At 33.0% G+C, this 26107-nt stretch carries 23 protein-coding genes, 2 tRNA genes and 1 pseudogene; 3 read left to right on the forward strand and 23 right to left on the reverse strand.

What is annotated here, in order from left to right:
- Window positions 1-107: 107 nt before the first annotated feature.
- Genes hemL through hemA form a run of 6 tightly spaced genes read right to left on the reverse strand, consistent with a single transcriptional unit; the run spans window position 108 to window position 6324 of the window.
- Window positions 108-1397 carry a glutamate-1-semialdehyde 2,1-aminomutase gene (hemL, locus tag B7R65_RS11295; protein ID WP_088042895.1) on the reverse strand — a complete coding sequence of 430 codons (1290 nt, stop codon included), beginning with the start codon at window positions 1395-1397 and terminating at the stop codon, window positions 108-110.
- 6 nt (window positions 1398-1403) lie between these two features.
- Window positions 1404-2390, reverse strand: a complete 987-nt coding sequence (gene hemB / locus B7R65_RS11300) for a porphobilinogen synthase (protein WP_088042896.1) — start codon at window positions 2388-2390, stop codon at window positions 1404-1406.
- A 31-nt stretch (window positions 2391-2421) separates the two neighbouring features.
- Window positions 2422-3189, reverse strand: coding sequence for a uroporphyrinogen-III synthase (locus B7R65_RS11305; RefSeq protein ID WP_088042897.1), 768 nt, complete (start codon window positions 3187-3189; stop codon window positions 2422-2424).
- Entirely contained in the window at window positions 3182-4114 is a 933-nt protein-coding gene (gene hemC, locus B7R65_RS11310) for a hydroxymethylbilane synthase (protein ID WP_088042898.1), read from the reverse strand. The genes B7R65_RS11305 and hemC overlap by 8 nt, the downstream gene beginning before the upstream one ends.
- A 13-nt stretch (window positions 4115-4127) precedes the next feature.
- The gene (ccsA, locus tag B7R65_RS11315) at window positions 4128-4916 is read right to left on the reverse strand and encodes a cytochrome c biogenesis protein CcsA (protein ID WP_218780421.1); all 789 of its coding nucleotides are present in this window, start codon (window positions 4914-4916) and stop codon (window positions 4128-4130) included.
- 55 nt (window positions 4917-4971) lie between these two features.
- A complete protein-coding gene (hemA, locus tag B7R65_RS11320) occupies window positions 4972-6324 on the reverse strand; it encodes a glutamyl-tRNA reductase (RefSeq protein WP_088042900.1) in 1353 nt (450 codons plus the stop codon).
- Window positions 6325-6543: 219 nt separating this feature from the next.
- Here hemA and B7R65_RS11325 point away from each other — a divergent pair, with 219 nt between their 5' ends.
- Together B7R65_RS11325 and B7R65_RS11330 are read left to right on the forward strand one after the other, a co-directional pair.
- On the forward strand, window positions 6544-7026 hold the full coding sequence (locus B7R65_RS11325) for a LiaF transmembrane domain-containing protein (protein ID WP_088042901.1): 483 nt from the start codon (window positions 6544-6546) through the stop codon (window positions 7024-7026).
- Between the two features lie 289 nt (window positions 7027-7315).
- Entirely contained in the window at window positions 7316-8350 is a 1035-nt protein-coding gene (locus tag B7R65_RS11330) for an ion channel (protein ID WP_088042902.1), read from the forward strand.
- Between the two features lie 190 nt (window positions 8351-8540).
- Here the strand turns inward: B7R65_RS11330 and yihA are convergent, their stop codons facing one another.
- From yihA to B7R65_RS11400, 15 genes and pseudogenes are all read right to left on the reverse strand, one after another.
- Window positions 8541-9125, reverse strand: coding sequence for a ribosome biogenesis GTP-binding protein YihA/YsxC (gene yihA / locus B7R65_RS11335; RefSeq protein WP_088042903.1), 585 nt, complete (start codon window positions 9123-9125; stop codon window positions 8541-8543).
- On the reverse strand, window positions 9122-11446 hold the full coding sequence (gene lon, locus B7R65_RS11340) for an endopeptidase La (protein ID WP_088042904.1): 2325 nt from the start codon (window positions 11444-11446) through the stop codon (window positions 9122-9124). The genes yihA and lon overlap by 4 nt, the downstream gene beginning before the upstream one ends.
- A 360-nt stretch (window positions 11447-11806) precedes the next feature.
- Window positions 11807-13504: an ATP-dependent protease LonB gene (gene lonB / locus B7R65_RS11345; RefSeq protein WP_088042905.1), complete on the reverse strand. Its 1698-nt coding sequence runs from the start codon at window positions 13502-13504 to the stop codon at window positions 11807-11809.
- Between the two features lie 159 nt (window positions 13505-13663).
- Complete coding sequence (gene clpX, locus B7R65_RS11350; RefSeq protein WP_088042906.1) at window positions 13664-14941, reverse strand: ATP-dependent protease ATP-binding subunit ClpX; 1278 nt, start codon at window positions 14939-14941, stop codon at window positions 13664-13666.
- A 350-nt stretch (window positions 14942-15291) separates the two neighbouring features.
- Window positions 15292-16572 (reverse strand): trigger factor, encoded by a 1281-nt coding sequence (gene tig / locus B7R65_RS11355; protein ID WP_088042907.1) that lies wholly within the window; start codon window positions 16570-16572, stop codon window positions 15292-15294.
- 243 nt (window positions 16573-16815) lie between these two features.
- Entirely contained in the window at window positions 16816-17796 is a 981-nt protein-coding gene (locus tag B7R65_RS11360) for a hypothetical protein (protein ID WP_088042908.1), read from the reverse strand.
- Between the two features lie 456 nt (window positions 17797-18252).
- Window positions 18253-18807: a DUF4240 domain-containing protein gene (locus B7R65_RS11365; protein ID WP_088042909.1), complete on the reverse strand. Its 555-nt coding sequence runs from the start codon at window positions 18805-18807 to the stop codon at window positions 18253-18255.
- A gap of 130 nt (window positions 18808-18937) precedes the next feature.
- Entirely contained in the window at window positions 18938-19663 is a 726-nt protein-coding gene (locus B7R65_RS21985; RefSeq protein ID WP_373419577.1) for a methyl-accepting chemotaxis protein, read from the reverse strand.
- A 45-nt stretch (window positions 19664-19708) separates the two neighbouring features.
- Window positions 19709-20242: pseudogene (locus B7R65_RS21990) on the reverse strand (protoglobin domain-containing protein); the annotation flags it as partial.
- A gap of 271 nt (window positions 20243-20513) precedes the next feature.
- A tRNA-Arg gene (locus B7R65_RS11375) sits at window positions 20514-20587 on the reverse strand.
- 6 nt (window positions 20588-20593) lie between these two features.
- Window positions 20594-20667, reverse strand: a tRNA-Gly gene (locus tag B7R65_RS11380).
- Between the two features lie 242 nt (window positions 20668-20909).
- Entirely contained in the window at window positions 20910-21416 is a 507-nt protein-coding gene (locus B7R65_RS11385; protein ID WP_088042911.1) for a metallophosphoesterase family protein, read from the reverse strand.
- Between the two features lie 5 nt (window positions 21417-21421).
- Window positions 21422-22036, reverse strand: a complete 615-nt coding sequence (locus B7R65_RS11390) for an XTP/dITP diphosphatase (RefSeq protein WP_088042912.1) — start codon at window positions 22034-22036, stop codon at window positions 21422-21424.
- A gap of 30 nt (window positions 22037-22066) precedes the next feature.
- Window positions 22067-22804 carry a ribonuclease PH gene (gene rph, locus B7R65_RS11395; RefSeq protein ID WP_088042913.1) on the reverse strand — a complete coding sequence of 246 codons (738 nt, stop codon included), beginning with the start codon at window positions 22802-22804 and terminating at the stop codon, window positions 22067-22069.
- 174 nt (window positions 22805-22978) lie between these two features.
- On the reverse strand, window positions 22979-24025 hold the full coding sequence (locus B7R65_RS11400) for a GerMN domain-containing protein (RefSeq protein ID WP_373419570.1): 1047 nt from the start codon (window positions 24023-24025) through the stop codon (window positions 22979-22981).
- A gap of 200 nt (window positions 24026-24225) precedes the next feature.
- Between B7R65_RS11400 and B7R65_RS11405 the strand changes: the two genes are divergently transcribed.
- Complete coding sequence (locus tag B7R65_RS11405; RefSeq protein WP_056472461.1) at window positions 24226-24450, forward strand: helix-turn-helix domain-containing protein; 225 nt, start codon at window positions 24226-24228, stop codon at window positions 24448-24450.
- A 149-nt stretch (window positions 24451-24599) separates the two neighbouring features.
- Here B7R65_RS11405 and B7R65_RS11410 read toward each other — a convergent pair whose 3' ends face one another.
- The gene (locus B7R65_RS11410; RefSeq protein ID WP_088042914.1) at window positions 24600-25367 is read right to left on the reverse strand and encodes a TatD family hydrolase; all 768 of its coding nucleotides are present in this window, start codon (window positions 25365-25367) and stop codon (window positions 24600-24602) included.
- 11 nt (window positions 25368-25378) lie between these two features.
- Complete coding sequence (locus B7R65_RS11415; protein WP_088042915.1) at window positions 25379-26107, reverse strand: ABC transporter ATP-binding protein; 729 nt, start codon at window positions 26105-26107, stop codon at window positions 25379-25381.

Raw genomic sequence — 26107 nt, forward strand, 5'->3', positions numbered from 1 at the left:
CCTGTAAGACTCCGATGCTGAGGAAGGTAGCGAGCATTTTGGAGTGGAAAGTTAACCAAAGCATAAATAAAAAACCCTTAAATTTTTCATTTAAGGGTTTTTAAAAATTATTTACTTAATTGAGAAAAAGCATATTCAGTTGCAGCAATCGTTTTCTGAATGTCTTCATCAGAATGTGAAGTCGAAAGGAACAATCCTTCAAATTGTGAAGGTGGTAAGAATACACCTTGTTCTGCCATTAACTGATAGTACTTAGCAAACATATCTAAATCTGATGTTTTAGCTGCTTCGTAATTATTAACTTTTTCATTTGTAAAGAAGAAACCAACCATTGAACCTGCACGATTAATGCAATGTGGTATATTGTATTTTTCTGCTGCTGATTTATAGCCTGCTTCTAACATATCTGCTTTTCGGTTAAACTCTACATAGTCTTCTTCAGATAACTGACTTAGTGTTTCATAGCCTGCAGTCATTGCTAATGGATTTCCTGAAAGTGTTCCTGCTTGATAGATCGGACCACTTGGAGCAATTTGATTCATTATTTCAGCTCGACCACCATATGCACCGACAGGAAGTCCTCCACCGATTACTTTACCTAAACATGTTATATCTGGTGTTACACCAAAATGTCCTTGTGCGCAATTATATCCTACACGGAAACCAGTCATAACCTCATCAAATATTAATAAAGCACCATACTCTGTTGTTAGTTCACGTAATCCTTGTAAAAAACCTTCAACAGGTGGAACAACTCCCATATTTCCTGCAACTGGTTCAACTATAATTGCTGCTAAGTCTTCACCAAATTGTTCAAAAGCATAGCGAACACTTTGAAGATCATTATATGGAACAGTTATTGTATTTGCCGCTACGCCAGCTGGAACACCAGGACTATCTGGTAAACCAAGAGTTGCTACACCAGAACCGGCTTTAATTAATAATGAATCACCATGTCCGTGGTAGCAGCCTTCAAATTTCAATATCTTGTTCTTTCCAGTGAATCCGCGTGCAAGACGTAATGCACTCATTGTAGCTTCTGTACCTGAGTTAACCATTCTCACAACTTCAATTGATGGTACTCTCTCGATAACAAGTTTAGCTAATTCTGTCTCTTTTAAAGTAGGTGCACCAAAGCTAGTACCAGTTTCTGCTGTACGTTTTAAGCCTTCAACAACACGTTCATTTGAATGACCTAAAATTAAAGGACCCCATGATAGTACATAATCTATATATTCATTACCATCTATATCATAAATTTTAGAGCCTTTACCATGACTCATGAAAATAGGAGACATATTTACACTTTTAAAAGCTCGAACCGGACTATTTACTCCACCAGGAAGTACTTGTTTCGCTTCTTCAAACGCTTCAATCGACTTATTGTATGATCTCATTTTTAATTACTTCCCTTCTGACATCCATCTACAAGCATCTTTAGCGTGGTATGTCATTATCATATCTGCACCTGCACGTTTCATGCTTATTAATTTTTCCATTACAATCTTTTCTTCTTCAATCCAACCATTTAAAGCAGCCGCTTTAACCATTGCATATTCTCCACTAACATTATAAGCAACGATTGGTTGATGGAAGTTATTTCGAATATCACGAATAATATCTAAGTAAGAAAGAGCTGGTTTAATAATTAAAAAGTCAGCACCTTCAACAGTATCAGATTCAGCTTCACGGAAAGCTTCTAAACGATTAGCTGGATCCATTTGATATGCTTTTCGATCTCCTTTTCCAGGTGCACTTTGAGCTGCTTCACGGAATGGGCCATAAAATGCAGATGCATACTTAACTGCATAAGACATAATTGGAATATGATCAAAGCCAGCTTCATCTAAAGCATGTCTAATTGTTGCAACAAAACCATCCATCATATTTGAAGGTGCAATGATATCCGCTCCTGCTTGAGCTTGACTTACTGCTGTTTTCGCTAACAATACTAATGATTCATCGTTATTTACGTAATCACCTTCTAAAACGCCACAGTGTCCATGATCCGTATATTCACATAAACAAGTATCAGCAATTACTACAAGTTCAGGATATTGTTCTTTAGTTTGTGTAATCGCTCTTTGAACAATACCCGTCGAGCAATAAGCTTCTGAACCAACTGCGTCCTTAACATCTGGAATTCCAAAGAAAATAACTGACTGAATTCCTAAAGAAACAATTTCATCAATTTCTTTTTTCAATTCATCTAGTGAAAATTGAAATACTCCAGGCATAGAACTAATTGGATTTTTAACATTTTCGCCTTCTACTACAAATAATGGATAAATAAAATCTTCTTTATGTAAATGAGTTTCTCTCACCATTGAGCGTAATGCTGGTGTTTTTCTTAAACGACGGTGACGATCAAACGGAATAGAATAATTCATTTTTCTCTCCTTCATATCCTATAGAATGACATTATTTTACAACGTCCTCTATGATTTTTTGTATTAGTGATTCAATTGTAAATTTATTTGGAACTAAAATAGACTTAAAACCTTTTTTAGTAGCAGCTAAAGCACTTACTTCCCCAATACACGCTATTTTTAAGTTTTCTAAATCATTAATTTTAATAGACCCATCTATTAAATTACAAAACTGTTCTATACTAAACGGGTTTAAAAATGTTATCACATCTACCTTTTTTTCAACTAATAACTGTATGAGATCATTTTTAATGCTTACGTTAGGGATCGTTTCATAAATCGTTAGCAATGATACAGAATGAAAATTTTCACTAAGAATTTTTGGTACGGTTTCACTTGCTAAAGAACCCCGTATAAATAAAAATTTGGTCCCTTTTTTCACATTTTCATTTAACTCAGTAGCTAATGCTTTACCAGTATAAATGCTTGGAATAAACGATACGTTGAAGCCAAATTTTTCTAAATATAACTTCGTTTTTTCTCCGACAGCACCAATTTTTATTTGACTAATTAGCTCATTTAATTCGTTTGTAATATTTTGCACAAAGTATTCTACGGAATTAACACTAGTAAATAAAATCCATTCAGCTTCATTTATTAAATTTTTTAGTTCAGGAACTGAAATTGGAATTGGTCTTACTTTCTGAAGAGGAAGATTAATAGGATTTCCACCAGACTGTTGAATTAGATTGTTTAATTCAATAGCCTGGTGTTCTGCCCTTGTTACTAAAATGTTCATTCCACTTAAGGAATTACTCATTCGCTTCCTCTTTTACAGAATCAATAATATCTTTTGCTCCACGTTCAATTAATAGATTCGCTGCTGTTTCTCCGATTTCTTCAGGGTTAGTACCTTTTACAGTTTCCTTTAGAATTGTCGTACCGTCTGGTTTTGCAACTAATGCAGTTAATGTAATCTCTTTTTGTTCATTAATCGTAGCAAAGCCTGCGATAGGAACCTGGCATCCGCCTTCCATTTTATGTAGGAAAACGCGCTCTGCCTCAACAGTTGTATAGGTTAAATCATCATTTAATCTATTAAGTAATTCACGAATTTCTAAATCATCTTCACGACATTCAATTGCAAGAGATCCTTGACCAACTGCTGGAACGCAGATAGATTCATCAATATATTCAGTGATACTTTCTTCAGCCCAGCCCATTCTTGTTAAACCTGCAGCTGCTAAAATGATTGCATCATATTCATTATCTTTCAATTTTTGAATTCGTGTATCTATATTTCCACGTATCCATTTAATTTGTAGATCTGGGCGAACTGCTTTAATTTGCGCACTTCTTCTTAAACTACTTGTACCAACAATCGCACCTTTTTCTAACTCCATTAATCCTTTACCACTATTTGAAAGTAAAGCGTCTCGTGGATCTACTCGTTTAGGCGTACAACCAATTATTAAGCCTTCTGGTAAAATTGCAGGCATATCTTTCATACTATGTACTGCTAAATCGATTTCCTTCGTCAACATTGCGTGTTCAATTTCTTTAACGAATAAACCTTTACCACCAACTTTTGAAAGAGTTACATCAAGTATAACGTCACCTTTTGTAACGATTTCTTTTAATTCAAATTCATAATCTGGTGCAACTTGCTTTAGCTTTTCAACAAACCATTTTGTTTGTGTTAGGGCTAATTTACTTTTTCTTGTACCAACAACTATCTTACGCATAGTTTACAGCTCCTTACGTACTCCATAAATGAAACGATGAATATAGATTTGAAACAACATAATTTCCGAACAATACTAAAAAGCAACAAATGTTAAAAAGGCAAAGTGATTTACCATAAAAACGGTTGCTTACTTTTAAATACATAAATGTACTATACATAATTAAAACAAAAAACGAACCAAGTACTTTCATGTCATACCATACAAAGGTGTGTAATCTTAAACTTGCCCATATAACGCCTAAAATTAGCGACGTTAACATAAGTGGAACACCAAATAAGTTAAATGTAATAAACATTTTTTCCAACTTACCTAAACTACCTAATTTCTTTAAATGAGACGACCATTTTTTCTTTTTTAGTAGAATATATTGAAAAATGTACATCACTGAAAAAATAAAGGACAATGTAAAAGCACCGTACGCTAAAAAGGCAAGTCCGATGTGAATATACAATAATTCCGATTTAAGTTGGTCAACGAGCATAGCAGTTTTTCCGGCCTTAGGAATTAATATTGACAATGAAAATACTAAAAATGAAACAACATTTGTAAAGAAAACTAAGTAATCCAGTTTTACTAGCCAATTAATAACCATCGATAATGAGATGATGATCCACACATAAATATATAAACCTTCTCTCGAGGTGATAAATGAATAAAAACTATCTTGGCTAATAGTGTATATCATTAATATTGAAGAAAAAATCCAAACAATTGCTAGCAAATAGAATGCAACTCTACTTGCCATTCTATTCGTATCAATAAAATCAATAAATGAAAAAACGATGCTCCATGCAAACAATAAGATTATTAAGTGGTATATAAAACTACTTCCCAATAGCTCCACTATATAACCACTACAAATAACCTAATTTTTGTTTGGCAGGAATCATATCGGCATTTTCATTTGTTTGCATTTGTTTTTCATCATTTGTCTCTTGTATTATTTCATCTAAATTAAAAATTTCTTTAAATAATTTAATTTGAGCTTCTGATTGCTTTGATGAACCCATTTCTTTCGCTTTCATAATCGGATCACGTAAAAGTTGATTTACGATACTCTTTGTATGTTTTTGAATGATCTTTAGGTCTCTTTCAGATAAATGAGGAAGTTTTCTTTCTAAACTAGTCATTGTATCTGCTTGGATATCTAAAGCTTTGTCACGCAATGCAGAAATAACAGGAACAACACCTAATAATGATAACCAAGTTTGGAAATCATCAATTTCTTCATTGATAGATTTTTTAATTTTCATTGCTTCACGTTCGCGTACAGCTAAATTTTCTGCAACAATTCCTTGTAAATCATCAATATCATATAAGAATGTACTATCAATATTATGAATTGTTGGCTCAATATCACGTGGTACTGCTATATCAACTAAAAATAAAGCTTTACCTTTTCTCTTTTTTTCGATTCGTTGAATCATTTTTTCAGTAATTACATATTCTTTTGACCCTGTCGAACTGATTACAATATCAGCTTCTTTTAGACATTCCTCTAATGAATCAAGCCCTTTTCCAACACCGTTAAATTGAGAAGCAAGCTTAACTGCATTTTCAGTTGTACGATTAATTACAGTTACTTTACCTACGCCTTGAGAGTATAAGTTTTGTAAAGCTAAGTTACTCATTTTACCTGCACCAACAATTAAAACATTACAGCCTTTTAAATTGCTAAAGATTTTCTTAGAAAGTTCTACAGCTGCATAACTGACTGATACTGCGTTTTCGCCGATACCAGTTTCAGAGTGCACTTTTTTTGCAAACGTAATTGCTTGTTTAAATAACTGATTAAAGATAGTACCAGTTACATGATTTTCTTGTGACAGTAAAAAGCTTTCTTTTACTTGTCCAAGAATTTGAGTTTCGCCAATTACCATTGAATCTAATCCACTTGTAACTGTGAAAAGATGATTTATCGCTTCGTTACCCGTTTTAATAATTAAGTATGGAGACAATTCTTCATCTCTTAAGCCGAATCTTTGTAAAAGAAATCGTTTCATATAATATTGACCAGTATGAATCTGATCTACAACTGCATAAATCTCAGTACGATTACAAGTAGAAACAATAATGTTTTCCAAAATGCTTTTTTCTTTTTTTAGTGAACACATTGCAACATCTAGTTCACTTGGAGCAAAAGCAACCTTTTCACGCACTTCAATTGGGGCAGTTTTATGGTTTATTCCTATTGTAATGATATGCATTACATAAAGCCCCCCTAAAGAATCTTGTAAGAATGACGATTTATTATCTATATCTATTAGTTAAAATATCATAACTATGTTCTACTTCAATATGCTATCATAAATGTTATAATTTGTAGAATTTTTTATCTGAGTAAAAATCACAATTAATTCACAAATCCTATTATACAATAATTTTCAAATAAAAGTGATTACAAAAAATGTTAAACAGGAGTTGCTATGAAAAAAAATCGATTATTTATTGGAATCCTATTAATTGGCTTTGGTTTATATTACTTTATTTCAAAATGGCAGATCCCATCTTTACAAATTTTTACATATTGGACGACACCTATCTTAGTTACAGGTCTCGCACTGCTTGTTCAAGCTTTTAAAGGTCGCGAAAATCAATATGTATTTCCTGGCATTATCGTACTTGGATTTGGATTTCACTTTTATGCGATCTCGCATATCGATGCTTGGCCAAATCATTGGTCAGTACTAACACTTATTATATCAATAGGAATGTTATTTCAATCTCAAAGAGGTAAAGGTGATTTACTTCCAGGCATTCTATTATTTATTATGTCTTTATTTTTCCTTTTTAACGAAAAGCTTACAACAATGCTTAGTTCACTGCAGTCGCAAGTATCTTATTTTCAGCAGTATTGGCCTATTTTAATTGCTGTAATTGGTTTATATCTTCTATTTTCTAAAAGATAAACATACCTATCTGAATATCAGCCCTTAAAACTAGGCTGTTTTCGTAAACTTTGCTATTAAATATGGAAATTTTAGTTTCCCACTCCAGAATACGAGCTTTCCTCTGGGCGGGCGGTGAGCCCCTTTAGCGCATTCACTCCTGCGGGGTCTAACCTGTCCCGCAGCTCCCTAGGAGTCTCGCTCACTCTTCACTCCAATCATCAACTTTATTAAGATTAATCCTTAAAAAAACAACAATCTTTTAGAAAAAATCCTAAAAATAATGAGGGTAAAAAAAGGAGGAATATAGTTGTTATACTTCCTTTCGTTATGGAAAAAGTTTGTTTCATTTAATTATGTCTCTATACTAATTCTATCTATTTTCATTGTTTCATTTGGTACGATTACTATACATATTTTAGAGCCGAAGACATTTCCATCTTTATTTGAAGGCTTATGGTGGACTATGACAACTTTAACAACAGTTGGTTATGGAGATTACTTTCCTAAAACAGTTGCAGGGAAATGCTTAGGAATGTTCTTATTTATTTTCGGAGTCGGTATCATTGGGTTACTCGTTTCAAAGACCGTTGATTCCTTTTCGAAGTATCATCGCCTAAAGTTGGAGGGGAAAATTGTGTATAAAGAACAAAATCATTTTATTTATATTGGATGGTCTAAAAAAACAAGAGATGCAATTGAGGAATTGTTCGATTCTTCACCAAATGCAATGATCGTTTTAATTGAAAATTTAGCAACTTCGCCTTATGAACATCCTCAAATTCATTTTGTTCAAGGTGATCCTTCATTAGAAAAGACCTTAATAAATGCGAATATATTTGGTGCAAAACGCGTATGTATTTTTGCAGATTCTTCTATTGAAGATAGTGTTTTAAAAGATGGAAAAACATTGCTAATCGCATCTGCAGTTGAATCATTATCAAAAACACACCAAAAACCAATTCATACCATTGTAGAAATCTCAAAAGAGAGTCATATAGTAAACTTTAAACATGTTAATGTAGATGATTTTGTATTATCATATGAATCAGTTTCACGGTTAATTGCGAAAACAACATTACATCCTGGTACTTCAACTATTTTTAGGCATTTTTTAAATACGAAATTTGATGGAAGTAATATTCATGTAATTGAGCCTTTAGAGGAATGGCAAACATATCAAGATGCATATCTGCAATTATTTGAAAAAGGTGCCTCTTTATTAGCAATCAATGAGCAACTAAACATTCCAAAACTTAAAAATTCACCCCTAAATTCAACAGATCGTTTATATATTTATTGTGAAGAGGATTTATTAAAAAAGCTGACAAGAAAGCATAATTAAAATATATTTTAAAATTTATGTTGCTGATTTGTAGAATTCCACTCCAGAATGCTTGCTTTCAGTTTGACGGGAGATAGGCCTCCTTTAGCGCGCACCCTCCGCTCCACACCTTATTAACGAAACCTTAAAACAACGATTTTTTAGAAAAGAGCCTAAATAAAAAAGCTGGTGGAAATTTCCACCAGCTTTTTTATTTACACATTTTATCTATTACTGACCACGCTTTTTCTTTGCCCATTCCTGTTTCAGACGAAAATAAAATTAATTCGTCGCCTTCTTCAATCTGTAATGTTTCACGCACAACTTTTGAATGTTTATCCCACTTACCTTTTGGGATTTTATCAGCTTTAGTTGCCACAATAATTACAGGAATTCCATAATGTTTCAAGAAATCATACATCATAACATCATCTTGTGTTGGAGAATGACGTAAGTCAACCAAGAGTACAACGGCTCTTAATTGATCACGAGATGTAATATACGTTTCAATCATTTTCCCCCATGCTTCACGTTCCGATTTGGAAACCTTAGCATAGCCATAACCAGGTACATCAACATAAAATAACTGTTCGTTAATTAGAAAGAAATTTAATGTTTGAGTTTTACCAGGTTTTGAAGATGTACGAGCTAAAGCCTTACGATTAAGCATTTTATTAATAAATGATGATTTTCCTACGTTAGAACGGCCTGCCAAAGCAATTTCGGGAAGCTGTGTATCAGGATATTGATTTGGTCGGACTGCACTTATGACAATATCCGCTGATGTTACTTTCATTTTTTCACTCCTACTATAGCATGCGCAAGTACTTCATCTAAATGGGATACAGGAATAACAGTTAAGCCTTCCTTCACAATTGGAGGTACATCTGCTAAATCTTTTTCATTTTCTTTTGGTATGATTACTGTCGTTAACCCTGCGCGGTGAGCACTTAGCAGCTTTTCTTTTAATCCTCCGATTGGTAAAACGCGACCACGCAATGTGATTTCGCCAGTCATACCAACTTCTTTACGAATCGGTTTATTTGTTAAAGCAGAAATCAATGCAGTTGCCATTGTAATCCCTGCTGAAGGGCCATCCTTTGGTACAGCACCTTCAGGAACATGAATATGAACATCATATTTTTCATAGAAATTTTGATCGATATTTAGTTCTTCTGCTTTTGATCGAATATAGCTAAATGCCGCCTGTGCAGATTCTTTCATGACATCTCCAAGCTTTCCTGTTAGAGTTAGCTTGCCCTTACCAGGATATAGAGATACTTCAATTGAAAGAGTGTCTCCACCAAAAGCTGTATATGCTAATCCTGTTGCCACACCGATTTGATCTTCACTTTCCATTTGTCCATATGAGAAGGTTTTCTTTCCTAAAAATTCTTCTATATTTTTATCCGTGAAAATAATCTTTTGCTTTTCATTCGAAACAATTAACTTAGCTGCTTTACGACATAATGTTGCTAAGACACGCTCTAATGAACGTACACCTGCCTCGCGAGTATAATGACGAATAATAGCACTTAATGCACTTTCTCGAATTTGAACTGTAGATTTATTTAAACCGTGCTCAGCTAATTTCTTCGGGAACAAATGTTTTTTAGCTATATTCACCTTTTCTAGTTCAGTATAACCTGATAATGTAATAATCTCCATTCGATCACGTAATGGACCTGGAATAGTTGATAAATCATTTGCAGTAGCAACAAATAATACTTGTGATAAATCAAATGGTTCTTCGATGTAGTGATCACTAAATGAATTATTTTGTTCAGGATCCAGTACTTCTAGCATTGCTGAAGAAGGATCTCCTCTAAAATCACTAGACATCTTATCGATTTCATCTAATAAGAAAACAGGATTATTAGAACCAGCCTTTTTTATCCCCTGTATGACACGGCCAGGCATTGCACCAATATACGTTCTTCGATGACCTCTAATTTCAGATTCATCTCTAACTCCACCTAAAGACACACGTACAAATTTTCTTGAAAGTGCATTTGCAATTGAACGAGCTAATGATGTCTTACCAACCCCAGGAGGTCCTGCTAAACAAAGTATTGGACCACGAAGAGAATTTGTTAGCTGTTGAACAGCCAAATATTCTAAAATTCTTTCTTTTACTTTTTCAAGTCCTTCGTGTTCATTATTTAATATTCTTTCAGAACGATGAATATCTAATGTATCATCTGTACTAATCGACCATGGTAGTGCAACCATCCATTCTAAATATGTACGAACAACTCCAGCTTCTGCAGCATTTGGTGGAAGCTTCTCATATCTAGCTAACTCTTTTAGTACTAGCTCTTTTGTTGATTCAGGCATCCCAGTTTCTTCAATTTTCGTTAAGAATTTATCAACTTCTTCAGTTTTACCTTCACGATCACCAAGTTCACGTTGAATGACTTTTAATTGCTCTCTAAGAAAATATTCTTTTTGAGTTTTATCTATATTTTTCTTTACTTGCAATCCGATTTTTTCTTCAAGTTTAAGTAATTCCTTTTCGTCTTGAAGAAAATTTAGGATACTATGTATTCTTTCTGTCACATCAGTTGTTGCTAAAATTCTTTGCTTTTCTTCTTCCTTTAATGGAATCGCATCAACCATTGCATCTGCAAGTCTACCTGGTTGATCCTGCTTTACAATTGATGCAATTGTTTCTGGCAGAATTCGTTTCGATAATTTACTATATTGCTTAAAATGTTGTAAAAGAGTTCTCATTAATGCACGTAATTCTTTCGAATCATCTTCAATATCAGGATATTCTTCTACCTTTGCAGTAAGAAAATCATTTTCATCAATAATTGATTTGATTTTCCCTCTGTGTAAACCCTCAACTGTTACACGAACAGTACCATTTGGTAATGTGATTTTTTGAGTTAATTTTGCTAACGTTCCATATTGATACACTTCATCTATCTTTGGATTTTCAGTATCTGCATCTATTTGGGTAACGACAAAAATTAAATGATCTAAATCATTTGCTTCTTGTATAGCTTTTATTGATTTTGTTCTTCCTACATCGAGATGTGCAATTGTCGCAGGAAATACACTAATTCCTCTTAAAGGTAGGAGGGGTACAACTTTTTCTTTTGTAACATTCATTCCGTTACACCTCCAAATATTTCATTTCTTTTATTTCATTTCTATTTAGTTATTTTACCTTAACATACATATCATTTACAATGAAATGCATTATTTATTAATAAAAGTAGATATGACTTGCTCAAACATCAAAAAGCTATGACAATTAACGCTTAAATTTGCTTTTTAACATGTTTCCTTAACCCCTTTAGTATACAAAGTGCGAAGCTAGAGGATAAAAATTGGAAGCAAGTTAATCAAATAGATAATGGCGCAATAAAAAAAGTGTTCATGAAGTCATCTTAAAACAGAACATAGAGTGCAAAAACAATTGATACTCTCTATTTATTCAACTTTAAGTGATTTGAACACTTTTTTAAATTACATTGATTGCGATTGATTTTCCTCAAATAAGTTTAATTGTTGATAATCCTTTTTGTTTGAACTTGGTAATTCAAATTTCCAATTATCTTTAAATACCTCGTGTAATACTTTTTCTATGCGATCCACAGGTAGCACTTCTACATCTTTATATTTATGTAATGTAGCTTGATCATTTTCGATTGGAATTATAATTTTAGTTGCTCCAGCCTTAACTGCTGCTTTTACTTTTTCTGGTACTCCTCCAACTGGTTTAACATCACCTTGAATACTCATTTCACCAGTCATCGCAATTGTATTTAAAACAGGAACATTATTTATTGCAGAAAAGATTCCCACTACCATTGTTATTCCAGCAGAAGGTCCATCAGTTAAAGCACCACTAGGAAAGTTTATATGAATATTAAAATCGTCAATTGGAACACCAATTTTACGTAAAACTGTTGTAACATTCTCTAAAGAACCTTTAGCCATACTTTTTCTGCGAATAGATTTTCCTTGATTGCCTAAACTTTCTTCTTCAACAATTCCTGTAATAGTGATTGTTCCTTTACCAATTTCTTTTGCTTCCATAGCGGTAACCTCGATTGGTAATAAAGCGCCTATATTTGCTCCATAAACTGCTAAACCATTTACAAGACCGACAGTCGGACTTTCAGGTATTTTATTAACAATCCTTGGTGTAAGCCTACTTACAGTGACAACCCACTGGATATCTTCTTCAACTAATTCACTTCTACCTGATGTTAAAACCATACCACCAGCTAATTGAATTAAATTAATCGCTTCCCGACCATTTTTAGCATATTTCCCAACTAAATCTAATGCTTTTTCGGACATACTTAAATTAATTTTTTCAGCAGATCTTTTTGCCACTGCTTGAATTTCATCTTGTTCTAATTCTCTAAAAAAGATTTCTAGGCAACGTGATCGAATAGCAGGTGGAATATCTTCAGGTGATCTAGTTGTCGCTCCAACTAATCTAAAATCAGCAGGTAATCCGTTTTTGAAAATTTCATGAATATGTGCAGGTATCGAAGGGTTTTCTTCTTGATAATACGCACTCTCAAATTTCACTTTTCGATCTTCTAATACTTTGAGCATTTTATTCATTTGGATCGGATGTAATTCACCGATTTCATCAATAAATAAAATCCCACCATGAGCATCTGTTACTGCTCCCTTTTTAGGTTGAGGTACACCAGCTTGCCCCATCGCACCTGCTCCTTGATAAATCGGGTCATGTACAGATCCAATTAACGGATCAGCAATTCCTCTCTCATCAAACCTAGCAGTTGTTGCATCTAATTCAATGAAAACAGCATCAGATTTAAAAGGTGTTTGTGGATTCTTTTTAGCTTCTTCTAATACAAGTCTCGCAGCAGCAGTTTTACCAATACCTGGTGGACCATATATAATGACGTGTTGTGGATTTGCACTACATAAAGAAGCTTTTAATGCTTTGATCCCATCTTCTTGTCCAACAATATCATCGAAAGAAGTTGGTCTTACTCTTTCTGCTAATGGAACAGTTAATGAGATTGATTTTAATTTCTTTAATTGTTCCATCTCTTTTTTTGATTCGCGGTCAATTGATACCTTAGTAGTTCTTTGACCTTTTAATAAATGGATAAAATACAATGCGACGATTGTACCTAATGCCAGTTGTGCTAATAAAATTATCGTTGTTAAACTCATTGATTACCCCTCCACTGAAGTAGAAATTACTTTTAGTATCGCCCTCGATTTGGAAGGATAAACCATATTTAAAAATTAACTTATGCTGATTTTGATTAAATTCTTTAAGAAAAATAACATAAAAAAAACCAAACACCCTTAGGCATTTGGTTTTTAATATTAAGCTAATTTATTTTTCTTTTCTTTTTTCTTAAGTTCTAATTCAGTTCCATCTTCAAGTACAAGCTTTGCAGCTGCTCCAGATTTCACAGTTTCTGCTGAGATAACACATTTTTGAATATCTTCACGAGAAGGTAATTCAAACATAATATCTAACATTATACCCTCGATAATTGAACGAAGTCCACGAGCACCAGTTTTACGCTCAATAGCTTTTTTAGCGATTTCTACTAACGCATCACTTTCAAATTCTAGTTCAACTTGATCAAGTTCTAACAACTTTTGATATTGCTTAATTAAAGCATTTTTTGGTTTTGTTAAAATTTCAACCAATGATGCTTCATCTAGCTGTTCTAAGTTTGCTAAAACAGGTAAACGACCAATAAACTCAGGAATCAGTCCAAATCGTAATAAATCTTCTGGTAATACGTGATTTAAGATTTCTTTCGAGCTTAAATCATTCTTTTCAGAATCTCCTCCGAAACCGATTACCTTTTTACCCAAACGGCGTTTAATGATTTGTTCGATTCCATCAAATGCTCCACCACAAATAAATAAGATATTTGTTGTGTCAATTTGAATAAATTCCTGATGAGGATGCTTACGACCACCTTGTGGAGGTACACTAGCAACAGTTCCTTCAAGAATTTTAAGTAGTGCTTGCTGAACCCCTTCTCCAGATACATCACGCGTAATGGATGGGTTTTCAGATTTACGAGCTACTTTATCGATTTCATCAATATATATAATACCTTTTTCAGCTCGCTCTACATCATAATCTGCAGCTTGAATTAGTTTAAGAAGAATATTTTCAACATCTTCCCCAACGTAACCAGCTTCAGTTAATGAAGTAGCGTCAGCAATTGCAAATGGTACATTTAAAATTCTAGCCAGAGTTTGGGCTAATAATGTTTTACCACTACCAGTAGGTCCAATCATAGCAATATTACTTTTCGATAATTCAACTTCATCAATTTTACTATTTGAATTAATTCGTTTGTAATGGTTGTATACAGCTACAGATAAGGCTTTCTTAGCATTATCTTGACCAATTACATATTCAGAAAGAATTTCACAAATTTCTTTTGGCTTAGGAACGTCTTTAAACTCTACTTCCTCTTCTTTTGCTAATTCCTCTTGAACAATTTCAGTACATAACTCAATACATTCGTCACAAATGTAAACTCCAGGTCCAGCAACTAATTTTCTAACCTGAGACTGAGATTTTCCACAGAACGAACATTTTAGCTGTCCTTTTTCTTCATTAAATTTGAACATATGTTCACTCCCTCTAAAATTTCTAAAAAACCACTCAATATGTATGTAATTCAAAAAAATATGTATCTTGTAGCTATATGATAGCACACAAAATAAACAAAGCAATTATTTAATACTCTTAAGTTGTTTAAATTTTTAGAATATATATATTCTAAAATAATCTAGATAATCCTTTTTTTAAAGAATTATTTTTAGTATAGCCACAATATTTTTTTAAAATCTGTATATCAGATTCTAACATATGTATATGCCTATTTTAAAGGAATCAGTGCAATTTACCAAATATTTCATTATTGAAAAACAAGGCACGAAAAATTCGCGCCTTGTTTTCAATATATATTATTTAACGCTTATTTTTTTCTGCTATCAACTAATAATTCAACTGCTTTACGAATTTGAATATCGTCCCGTACAGCATCTGTTCCACCAAGCATAGTTACTAATTGCTCAGATGGGATATTGTACATTTCAGTTAAACGTCCTAATTCTTCGTTTACTTCTTCTTCAGTTGCTTCGATTTTCTCAGCTTCGATGATTGCATCGATAGTTAAGTCGATTTTCACACGAGCTTCAGCGTCAGTACGCATTTGTTTACGAAGATCTTCTTCAGTTGTACCAGTGAATTGGTAGTAAAGTTCTAAGTTTAATCCTTGTTGAGCAATTCGTTGTTCAAAATCTTTAACCATACGGTCAACTTGGCTTTCGAACATTACTTCAGGGATTTCAACTTCAGCATTTTCAGCAGCTTTTTGTACTAATGCATCACGTAAGCTACCTTCAACTTGAGCTTTTTTAGATTCTTCTAAGTCAGCTTTGATTTTCGCTTTAAGAGCATCTAAAGTTTCAACTTCATCGTTTACATCTTTTGCAAACTCATCGTTTAACTCAGGAAGTTCTTTTGCTTTGATTTCATGAACTGTTACTTTGAAAGTAGCAGCTTTACCAGCTAAATCTGCACTGTGGTATTCTTCAGGGAATGTAACATTAACATCAGTTTCTACTCCTGATTTAGTACCAATTAAAGCTTCTTCAAATCCAGGGATGAATGAACCTGAACCGATTTCTAGTGGATAGTTTTCACCTTTTCCACCTTCGAAAGCTACGCCATCAACGAAACCTTCGAAATCAAGTACAGCTGTATCGCCGTTTTCAACAGTACCATCTTCTTTAACTACTAACTCAGCTTGACGCTCTTGTAATTTAGTTAATTCAGCTTGTACATCTTCTTCTGTTACAGTTGCATCAGTTTCTTCAACTTCTAAGCCTTTATATTCACCTAATTTAACTTCAGGTTTTACAGTTACTTTTGCTTTGAAGATTAATGTTTTACCTTTTTCCATTTGTTCAACGTCAACTTCTGGACGATCAACTGGCTCGATACCAACTTCTTCAACCGCTTTACCATAAGCAACAGGTAAAATTACGTCTAAAGCATCATTGTAAAGTGCTTCAATACCGAATTTTTGTTCGAAAATTGGACGTGGTAATTTTCCTTTACGGAATCCAGGTACATTGATAGTTTTTACAACTTTTTTGAAAGCTGCGTCTAAACCTTTATCTACTTCAGAAGCTTCAACTTCTACAGTTAATAGACCAACGTTAGCTTCTAATTTTTCCCATTTAGCAGTCATTGTTAGTTCCCTCCAAAATTATCTAAAAATATATATGTGCTTACGTATTTTCGTACTATACACGCCTGTCTAATTATATAATAAGCAGGTAATTGCATGTATAATTAAGTAAATAGTCGTTACAACCATTCTATTATAACACATTCCTTTTTTGTTTCAATATTTCCTAATTTTATATTTAAAGTGGAATCGAAAAACATTAAAGAAAATTAATATTCATTCCAAATTAAGTATTAATAGGTATTAGTACCCATTCAAGTCAAAATACCCTTCTTGTTCTAATCGTTTTACTAATGAAATCGCTACTTGAACACTTTCGTTTTCAACTTCAAATAAATCTTCTAGTTCATCCGCTGCAATATTTCGATCAAAATACTCTTGAACAATACAGTAAAAGCAAGCAGCCCAAATATCTTCGTTAGATGGAATTGGAATAAAAGGAAAGTAAATCGTCATGAAGTGTTGAAAGTGTGTATTCGCTATTTCAAACGCTGATGGATCTTCACTTTCTAGAACAATACTCAACTTTTTCATTACGGCATCAACAAAGTTCTTTTGATCATTTGGTTGATTAGTTGCATTCCAAATCATACTTTGATTCATTTTATTAATTTCAATATCTGTATCAATTGATTGTTCTTGTAAAATTGATAATATGAAACTTTGAATTAAAGGATTAGCTTTCGTACTTTTTAACACTTGTTCAATTTGGCTAAATACAATCGTACAATCAGTCATCCTAAGTTCATTTATCAGTTCAAGCTGCTTAGATATGGAAACTTTATTTTCGATTAGAGTATGTAAGTCAAGTTGATGCTCATCACGGTCTGCAACTACTTTGTTTGATAGTGATAGCATTGCTTGGAATTTGTCCATTTGATTTTCATCAATTCTTTTTTGACCTAACAATTTTTTTATGCTTTTTTGTAATTCTTCATATTTTTTCAATTGAAATAGAATACTAATATAAATTTCTATCGCTTCATCACTTTCGAAAGGTCCAAAAACAAGCTCTTCACATCGCACTTGAGCTTCCTTTGATCGATTTCCTTCAAGTAAACAAGCAACAGCAGCTAGCTCAGTTTGCGAATTATGTTCATTCATTTCTTTTAATTGATCACATAATAACAACGCTTTAGTATAATTTTTGTCCTCTAGTGCCTTTTTACCTAAATTTATTATCCGATCCTTTAACTTAGGAAATTGAACAATATTATCCTCCATTTAACTCTCCCCCTAACATTTGTTAGTAACTGAACAATCTAATTAAGGAAAAGTTTAACATGAAATAATTTTATTTAAAATAACACCTTCCTATTTTTGGATAAGAAACACATTAGATTTTTATAAAATTACCTATTAAAGTGGAAGGCTCCGTTATATTTTACTGTTATTATCGAAATATTAGTTACAAGTAGAATCTAGGAAAAACACCCATAATTAAGGCTCTTTTCTAAAGGATTGTTGTTTTTTATACAAACTCTTAATAAAGAATGTGATTTGTACTAAAGCTACGAGACTCCTGTTAGAGTAGCGGGACAGATGAGACCTTTTCAAGCCAACCGAGGAGGTTCATCACTCGCCACACTCAAAAAGCTGGAGTCCTGCTAGAAGTCCACGAATTACTTTTTTATAACAAAAAAAGAAGAAATCCTAGTTTCTTCTTTTTTGCTACTACATTTATCTTAATGGCTTATTACCAAATCGTTTCCACAGATTAGGAAACATCTCTTGTAATTCATCATTTGTTTTCCAATCTATTGTTAAGTGAAGTTCTGGATATGTATACCCCTTACTCTCTACTAATGTATTAAATTCATTCCATAATTCATCGTCCCAGTCATCATCACCTTTACGTTTAATTGTAAAAGCTTGTAAAGCTAAATCTAACATTTCTTCTAATTCCGGTACTAGACCTTCTTTTTCATAGATAGGAAAAATATATTCTGCTAGATAGTCTGGGTCATTTAAAACTTTCTTATATACTTGCTCCCCTTGTCCTATTAACCAACCTCTAAAATGCGCGAATGAATCCTCAGAGCAACCTCCCATAATAATCCAAGCGGCAGCTAAAAGTTTTGAATTGTACGCTTTCGAAAATGCAGACTCAAACTGTATTTCAAATCCTGCAATTTCGTCTTCTGATAAGCCTACTAAATGACTAATTACCCATTCATATGGTTCATCAACAATATGCATTTTTGAGATCAAACCCCAAAAGTAATTTTCGTTCAATTTAAATCACTCCACTTTATTATTTATATTAGGATAACATATATAATAAAGAAATTATTGTTCTTAACAAATTTGTTACTTTCTAACAATTCTGTTAAAAAGAGAGAGGGATTTCCCCTCTCTCTTTTACTTAAAATATTTCATTTTTATGAACAGTATCATTTAATTCATTTGCAGATCGTGCTACTCCGTTAATAGCTGTGCCTATCTCTTTAATTACATCAACTAAATTAATTACCTGACCTTCTATCCCTTGATTGCCAGTCAAACTCGTTTCCATTGAACTAACAATTCCATTAAATGATTCATGTGTCATAGATGCTTCTTGGCTACCGTCATTCACTAAACCTTTAACATCATGAATAGAACTGACCACTTTATCCATATAGGTTGATGCATGCGCAATTAATTCTTCAATTCTTTCTGTTGATGTTTTCGTTTGAGTTGCTAATTTCTTAACCTCATCAGCTACAACAGCAAAACCTTTACCATGTTCACCCGCACGCGCTGCTTCAATAGCAGAATTTAGTGCAAGTAAATTTGTTTGATTTGCGATTTCCTGAACGATTAAAATAACTTGTGATATTTCAGTAAATGACGAATTTAAAACATCAACCGAGCCAGAAACTTCATCTGTACTGTTTGAGATCGTAGAAATTTTAGTATGTAATACTTTCATTAACTCTTGACCTTCATGCGCCATTGTTTGAGTTGTACTTGCTATTTGATTATTCGAAATCACAGCTTCATTAACTTTTACACTGCTGTCTACCAATACTTCAACAGCTGCATTCGTTTCTTCAACAAGCGCAAGCAATTCATCTGCTATTTCAGTTATCTTTTTCTTTAAATTCATTTCTACTTGAAGTTGTTTTTCTTTCTCACCAATATTTTCTTTTTCATATAAATCTAAAATTAACTGTTGTTCAAAGCTTAAGATTTTTGTAGCAGCTGTAATTAGTTTTCTTTGCTCTTCTTTTGAACTTGCAACTTCACTAATTATTAAAATCAATTCTTCAAGAACGTTTTGAAAAGCCCCTAAATACCATTTAGGTTGAAGGCCAATTCTAAAATGTACTTGCGCTACTTTTAAACGTTTACTTACATACTCATCGTTTATCTCACCACTAAACAATAAATAAATATGCGAAGATAAAGTTTTACTTAATCGCTCAACCGATGAATGTGATTCAATGATGTTCTTTAAATGTTCAATTTTAAGTACCGCATCATAAAAGGCAGTAACTAAAGTTTCCAAATTCTCTGCTACTATGGGTTGTAGCTTTTTAATAACCTTCAACTCTTCTACATTAAGTTTAATAAATTCTAATTGTTGTTTTATTTCCTCGTCTGTTAAATGGATCGATACTGCTTCAACTATATCGCTACTTACTTTCAATGAATTATTCACTTTTTCTTTCTTTTTAAAAAACATATTCTTTGCTCCCTCCCTAATCAGTAATTATGTCGGAATAATATACTAAATGTTTAGAAAAAAATACCCATTTTAGATTAGTAATTAAAATATTAGTAGGGAAAGAGATTCAATAATTGTTTTTATTTAGATTAAATTAGTGCTTAAAGTACTACATCTATGTTTGTTTAATTCATAGTATTTAGATCAAACATTTCTAAAAAACAACCTAAATTAGATAAGAACAAAAAAAACTCTTGTTTTACAAAAAGTAAAACAAGAGTTTTTAGGACGTCCTGGGAGGGATTCGAACCCCCGACCGACGGCTTAGAAGGCCGTTGCTCTATCCTGCTGAGCTACCAGGACATAATATGGAGCGGGTGATGGGAATCGAACCCACGACCGAAGCTTGGAAGGCTTCTATTTTACCATTAAACTACACCCGCATGTTTATTATGTTTTTTTTAGCGACATCACCTGTCGACATAATTTATTATAGTCACAAAGCAATTCAAAGTCAACAATATTTTTAACTTTTTTTCCAAATTTAAGGAAAAATATTAACGGTATTTCTGTACTTTAATTTTATTGGAATTGATTAAAAATTATCACTTTTCAACTAATTTTTTAAAGAAAAAAGTTAATGACTTTCAAAGTGCTTTGTAAGCCATTAACTTTTCAATATGCTCTATTCTAGCGTAAATGTTGATTCAAATAATACATTGCCATCAACGGTATAAAAAGTGACCTTTGCTGCTTTACCTTCAATATCAATAATGGCATATGTTTTTTCATTACGCATCCGAGGCATTAAAATGCTTCCAGGATTAACGAATAGAATTCCGTCGATCACTTCCGCTCCAAGCACATGTGAATGTCCAAAACAAGCAATCCTTGCACCTACTTCTCTGCAACGGTAATATAGCTTTTGTAAAGATTGTTTAATGCCATGCAAATGACCATGTGTCGCATAAATAACAATTCCATCCTCATGATGAATAATCTCTTCTGGGAAAGCTCCTCTAAAGTCACAATTCCCTCTTACTACATTGAAATCTTTTAATTCATTTGCATCAACTTCTAATTCCGAATCGCCACAATGAATCATTACATCTACTTCATTACGATGTCTTTCAGAAATTTCCTGAAGTAGTGTAGTTAATCCATGGCTATCGCTAATAATTAAAGCTTTCATTGGCATTATCCCCTTTGAAAATAATCTTTTCCATCTGCTTTGATTACTTCCATTAATGCTTTAATTGCGTTTGCTCTATGACTTAAACCGCTTTTTTCTTCAGATGTTAGTTCTGCCATCGTTTTATCCAACTCAGGTAAAAAGAAAATTGGATCGTACCCGAAACCATTTGTACCTCTTTTTTCACTAGCAATATATCCTTCAACTGTACCATTAACTGTAATCGTTTTTTTCCCTGGTATAGCTAATGCAAGTGCACAATAAAATCTAGCTGTGCGTTTACCAGGATGTACATTTTCTAATTCATGTAAAACTTTTTGTAAATTATCTTCATCACTTTTATGTAAGCCTGCGTAACGAGCTGAGTACACTCCTGGTCTGCCTTCCAATGCATCCACTATTAATCCAGAATCGTCTGCAACGACAGGTATTTTTAATTCATTTGCTAAGTGCTCTGCTTTTAAAATTGCATTTTCTTCAAAAGTAGTGCCTGTTTCTTCAATTTCTCCAATTTCAGGAAAGTCCTGTAAAGATTTGATTTGAAGTCCCATCGGATTAAAAAGAGATTCAAAATCCTTCACTTTTCCTTTATTATTCGTGGCAATAATGATTGTTCCCATCCTTAAAGTCTCTCCTCAAAAATAAATAATTTAAAACTTAATTCCTTCTTTTAATAATACTTCCTTTTGTTTCTCGATTAATAATTTAATTCCGGTTTCACCTAAAGAAAGTAACTCATTTAATTCATCACGCGAAAAGGTTGCTTCTTCACCAGTACCTTGAAGTTCAACAAATCGGCCTTCACCAGTCATAATAATATTCATATCAACACTCGCAGCAGAATCTTCTATATAATATAAATCTAAAACTGCTCCAACATCTTCTAAAATACCAACAGAAGTAGCTGCTAAGTAATCTTTTACTGGATATGATTTTAATTTATCAATTTTTACTAATTTATCAAATGCTAACATCATCGCTACGAAAGCTCCCGTAATTGAAGCTGTTCTAGTTCCACCGTCTGCTTGAATGACATCACAATCAATCCAAATTGTTTTTTCTCCCAGCGCTTCTAAATCGACAACCGCTCTTAATGCTCTTCCAATTAGACGTTGGATTTCCATTGTACGCCCAGTTACTTTTCCTTTTGTTGATTCACGCATTGTTCGTTCTTGTGTTGCTCTTGGCAACATTGAATACTCTGCTGAAATCCAGCCTTTACCACTATTTCTTAAAAAAGGTGGTACTCGATCTTCAACAGTTGCATTACAAATTACTTTCGTATCACCTACACAAATAAGTACTGATCCTTCCGCATGTTTTGTGTAGTTTGTTATGATTTCTATCGGTCTTAATTCATTATTTAGTCTTCCATCTGTTCTAGTCATGTTAGTTCCTCCTACATAAATCTTCCAATTACTAGTATAGACAAAAACTTGATTTCATTTCTACTTATTAAAGGCTTTTCTTTATAAAAAAATAAAACCTTGGACAAAAAGACGGATCTCGTCAATGTCCAAGGTAATTAATTCACTATTAACTATCTATTAATACCATACGGATTATAATTCTTTCGTATTAACATCCTTAGGTCTTGAAACTGGTTGACTCAAAGGTTTACCTTGTTGATTAAGCGCAGTTAACTTGCCTTGCACTTGAATTTCAATTGATTTAACACCTTTTTGTTCAGTTAATGAAAGCACTAAAGGTTGTAATACATTATCATTAATCATATTCTTAGCAATATTTCCATAGATTCCATCATTGAAATTGAGGATTACTTTTCCACCTTTGAATACTGGCTGCGATACTAATTTTGTATCTGGTCCAAAATCAGTCACTAAGCTTGTATATTCAGAAGGACCTTTAACAAGTTCATTTACGATTGCTGTATATGAATCTTTTTCTGCGTTAGATATTCTTCGTGTAACAGGCACATAGTATGTCTCACCCATTTCATCTTGTGAAACATAATATAATGTAACTGGTCTTGAATTCATCACATCAACGATTTCACCTTTATCAAAATTAATACCATCTTCCCTTGTAAGACCTTCACCTATTTGAACTTTATTAACTGGCATAGAAGATAACTCTTTTCCATTTACTCGAATTTTAACTTTCTTCACATTATCAAATTGAGTTAAAGTCCAAGTAACAGCTTGGAAAATTTTCAGTTCATCTACATCATGATATTGTTTAAATTCTGAAGAAAAATCTGCAATGATTGTACCATCCTTTTGAGTTTGCACTCCTAAGACTTCAGTGTTTGGAGGTAGAACAGCTTGAAAGCCATTTGGTAATTCATCTGTAACAGGTCCATCCTTTACTAAATACTCAAGAGCTTGCTTTGCTAAACTTGTTGATTTAGGTAGTTGGAATGTTTGTGGAACGACATAACCATTTCGATCAATTAAATATAATTCCCTTTTAACAGTTTCCTCTTTTTTAGCTTGTACCTCTTTTGATGGCTGGTCGCTTCGATATGTAACTGTCTTTGGTGGATCGATTTCATTCGAAGGTTTTACTGGAATTAATCCACATCCAGTTAATGTTGCAATTCCACATAATGTAACTGTTGTAACAAATAATTTTTTTTTCATTTCCATACTCCCCCCACGCTTTTTTATTATTTATACTGGCATGTACAATTTTTAGAACAAGCTGTAATGAAAAAAAATAAATATTTTAATTCAGTTGTAAATTTTTTGGAAATATTCACCTTAAAGCCCTATCCTTCATATGATAAAAAGACTAAATGAATACCCATCCAAAGAACAGCTCGGTCAAGCAAGGAGGGTTAGCACAGTTGAAGGATAGAGACTATCAAACCAAGCACACACTCACAAAACGTGAAAAAGAAGTATTTGAACTTCTTGTTCAAGATAAAACTACAAGAGAAATTGCTGAAGAACTTTTTATAAGTGAAAAAACTGTGAGAAATCATATTTCAAATGCAATGCAGAAGCTTGGGGTTAAGGGGCGATCACAAGCAGTTATTGAGCTACTTCGTATGGGAGAGCTTGAACTGTAATATTCTTGTAGATAACTAAATCTACAAATCAACCTAGTGCCGGCTATCTAAAGATATGCCGGTTTTGGTTTGTTTGATTATTTTATTATACAAATAGAAAAAGCAATTACTATCAGAATAGTAACTGCTTTTTCTGTGTTTGCAGAAGATTAAATACCATAAAATGTTTTCGTATTTTCATATAGTTTTTTATAAACTAATTCCACATCTAATTGCTTTATGTCAGCTATTTTTTTAACCGATTCATGCATAAATTTCGGATGAGTCCATTTCCCTATAAATGGCCCCTCAAATGGCCACGGCCCATCAGTTTCAATCATCATTAAGTTCAAAGGATAGATTTTCACAATTTCCTGAATTTCACTTTCATAAAGAACATCTGGTGTGATTGAAATATAGTATTCATTTTTTATCATTCGATCAATTGTACTTTTACTTCCTTTAAACCAATGAAAATGTGCTTTTTTAATAGAATGTTTTTCTAATAGATGACACACAATCTCAGCGTCTTCATAGACAGCATGTAAAATAATGGGTTTATTCAGTTCGTACGCAAGTTTAATGAAGCTTTCAAGTAGTCCGATATATGGTAAATAGTCCATCTTTTGTTCTAAATTCTTATAGTAAGGTAATCCAACTTCACCTATTGCAACCATATATTCCTGATGTTCTCTAATCCATTGAAATAAAGTATCAATTTCTTTTTTTGTTGGAATTTCCTGTTCCGGATGGAAACCAAATGCAGGAAAAATATTATGATGATTAAGGTTATAATAAAGATTTTGTTTACTAGATTCTAAATTCATTGAAACAGTGATCAATGCGTTAATTTCAAATTTTTCGAGATTACTAATAATCTCTTCTCTCTGACTTGCTTCATATGTGTCTAAATGGATATGCGCATCTATGACATTCATCTACTATACTCCTATTCCAAAGCCTGATATACCTTTCTTTTCCAAGCAGTAAATTCATCACTTAAAAGTAACTCCTTTTTCCTTGGTCTTGGGAAAGGAACAATGATTTCTTCTTTTATTTTTGCAGGTTTGTTTGAAAAGATATAAATCCGATCTGACATGAATAAAGCTTCATCAATATTATGAGTTACTAGTAATATCGAACGTCGTTGTTCTTCCCAAATTGAAAGAAGCCACTGTTGCATATCAAGTCTTGTAAACTCATCTAAAGCAGAAAAAGGCTCATCCATACACATTATCGATTGAGGAGCTAGTAAAGACCTTAAAAAAGAAACTCGTTGCTTCATGCCTCCAGACAATTCATGAGGATATGATTTTGCATAATCAATCAAGCCTGTACGTTTTAACCATTCTTTTGCTAATTTTTCATCAGGTTTATGTTTAAGTTCTTGAGACAGTACGATATTTTTTAAAATGTTGCGCCAAGGAAGTAATGAATGTTCCTGTGGCATAAAACTAACATGCCCTAGTTTTCCATTTATAAGTGAACCATTTAAAGAGATTTGACCAGTATCTGGCTTCAACAATCCCCCAATCAGATGGAATAATGTACTCTTCCCACTACCTGATGGACCTAAAATTGAGACAAACTCTCCTTCATTTACATAAAGTGAAACATTATCAATTACAAGATTATTTGTTCCAAATGATTTCGATAGCTGTTTAATTTGTAATGTCAT

Source organism: Bacillus sp. EAC (genome assembly GCF_002156875.1).
Classification (GTDB): domain Bacteria; phylum Bacillota; class Bacilli; order Bacillales; family Bacillaceae_G; genus Gottfriedia.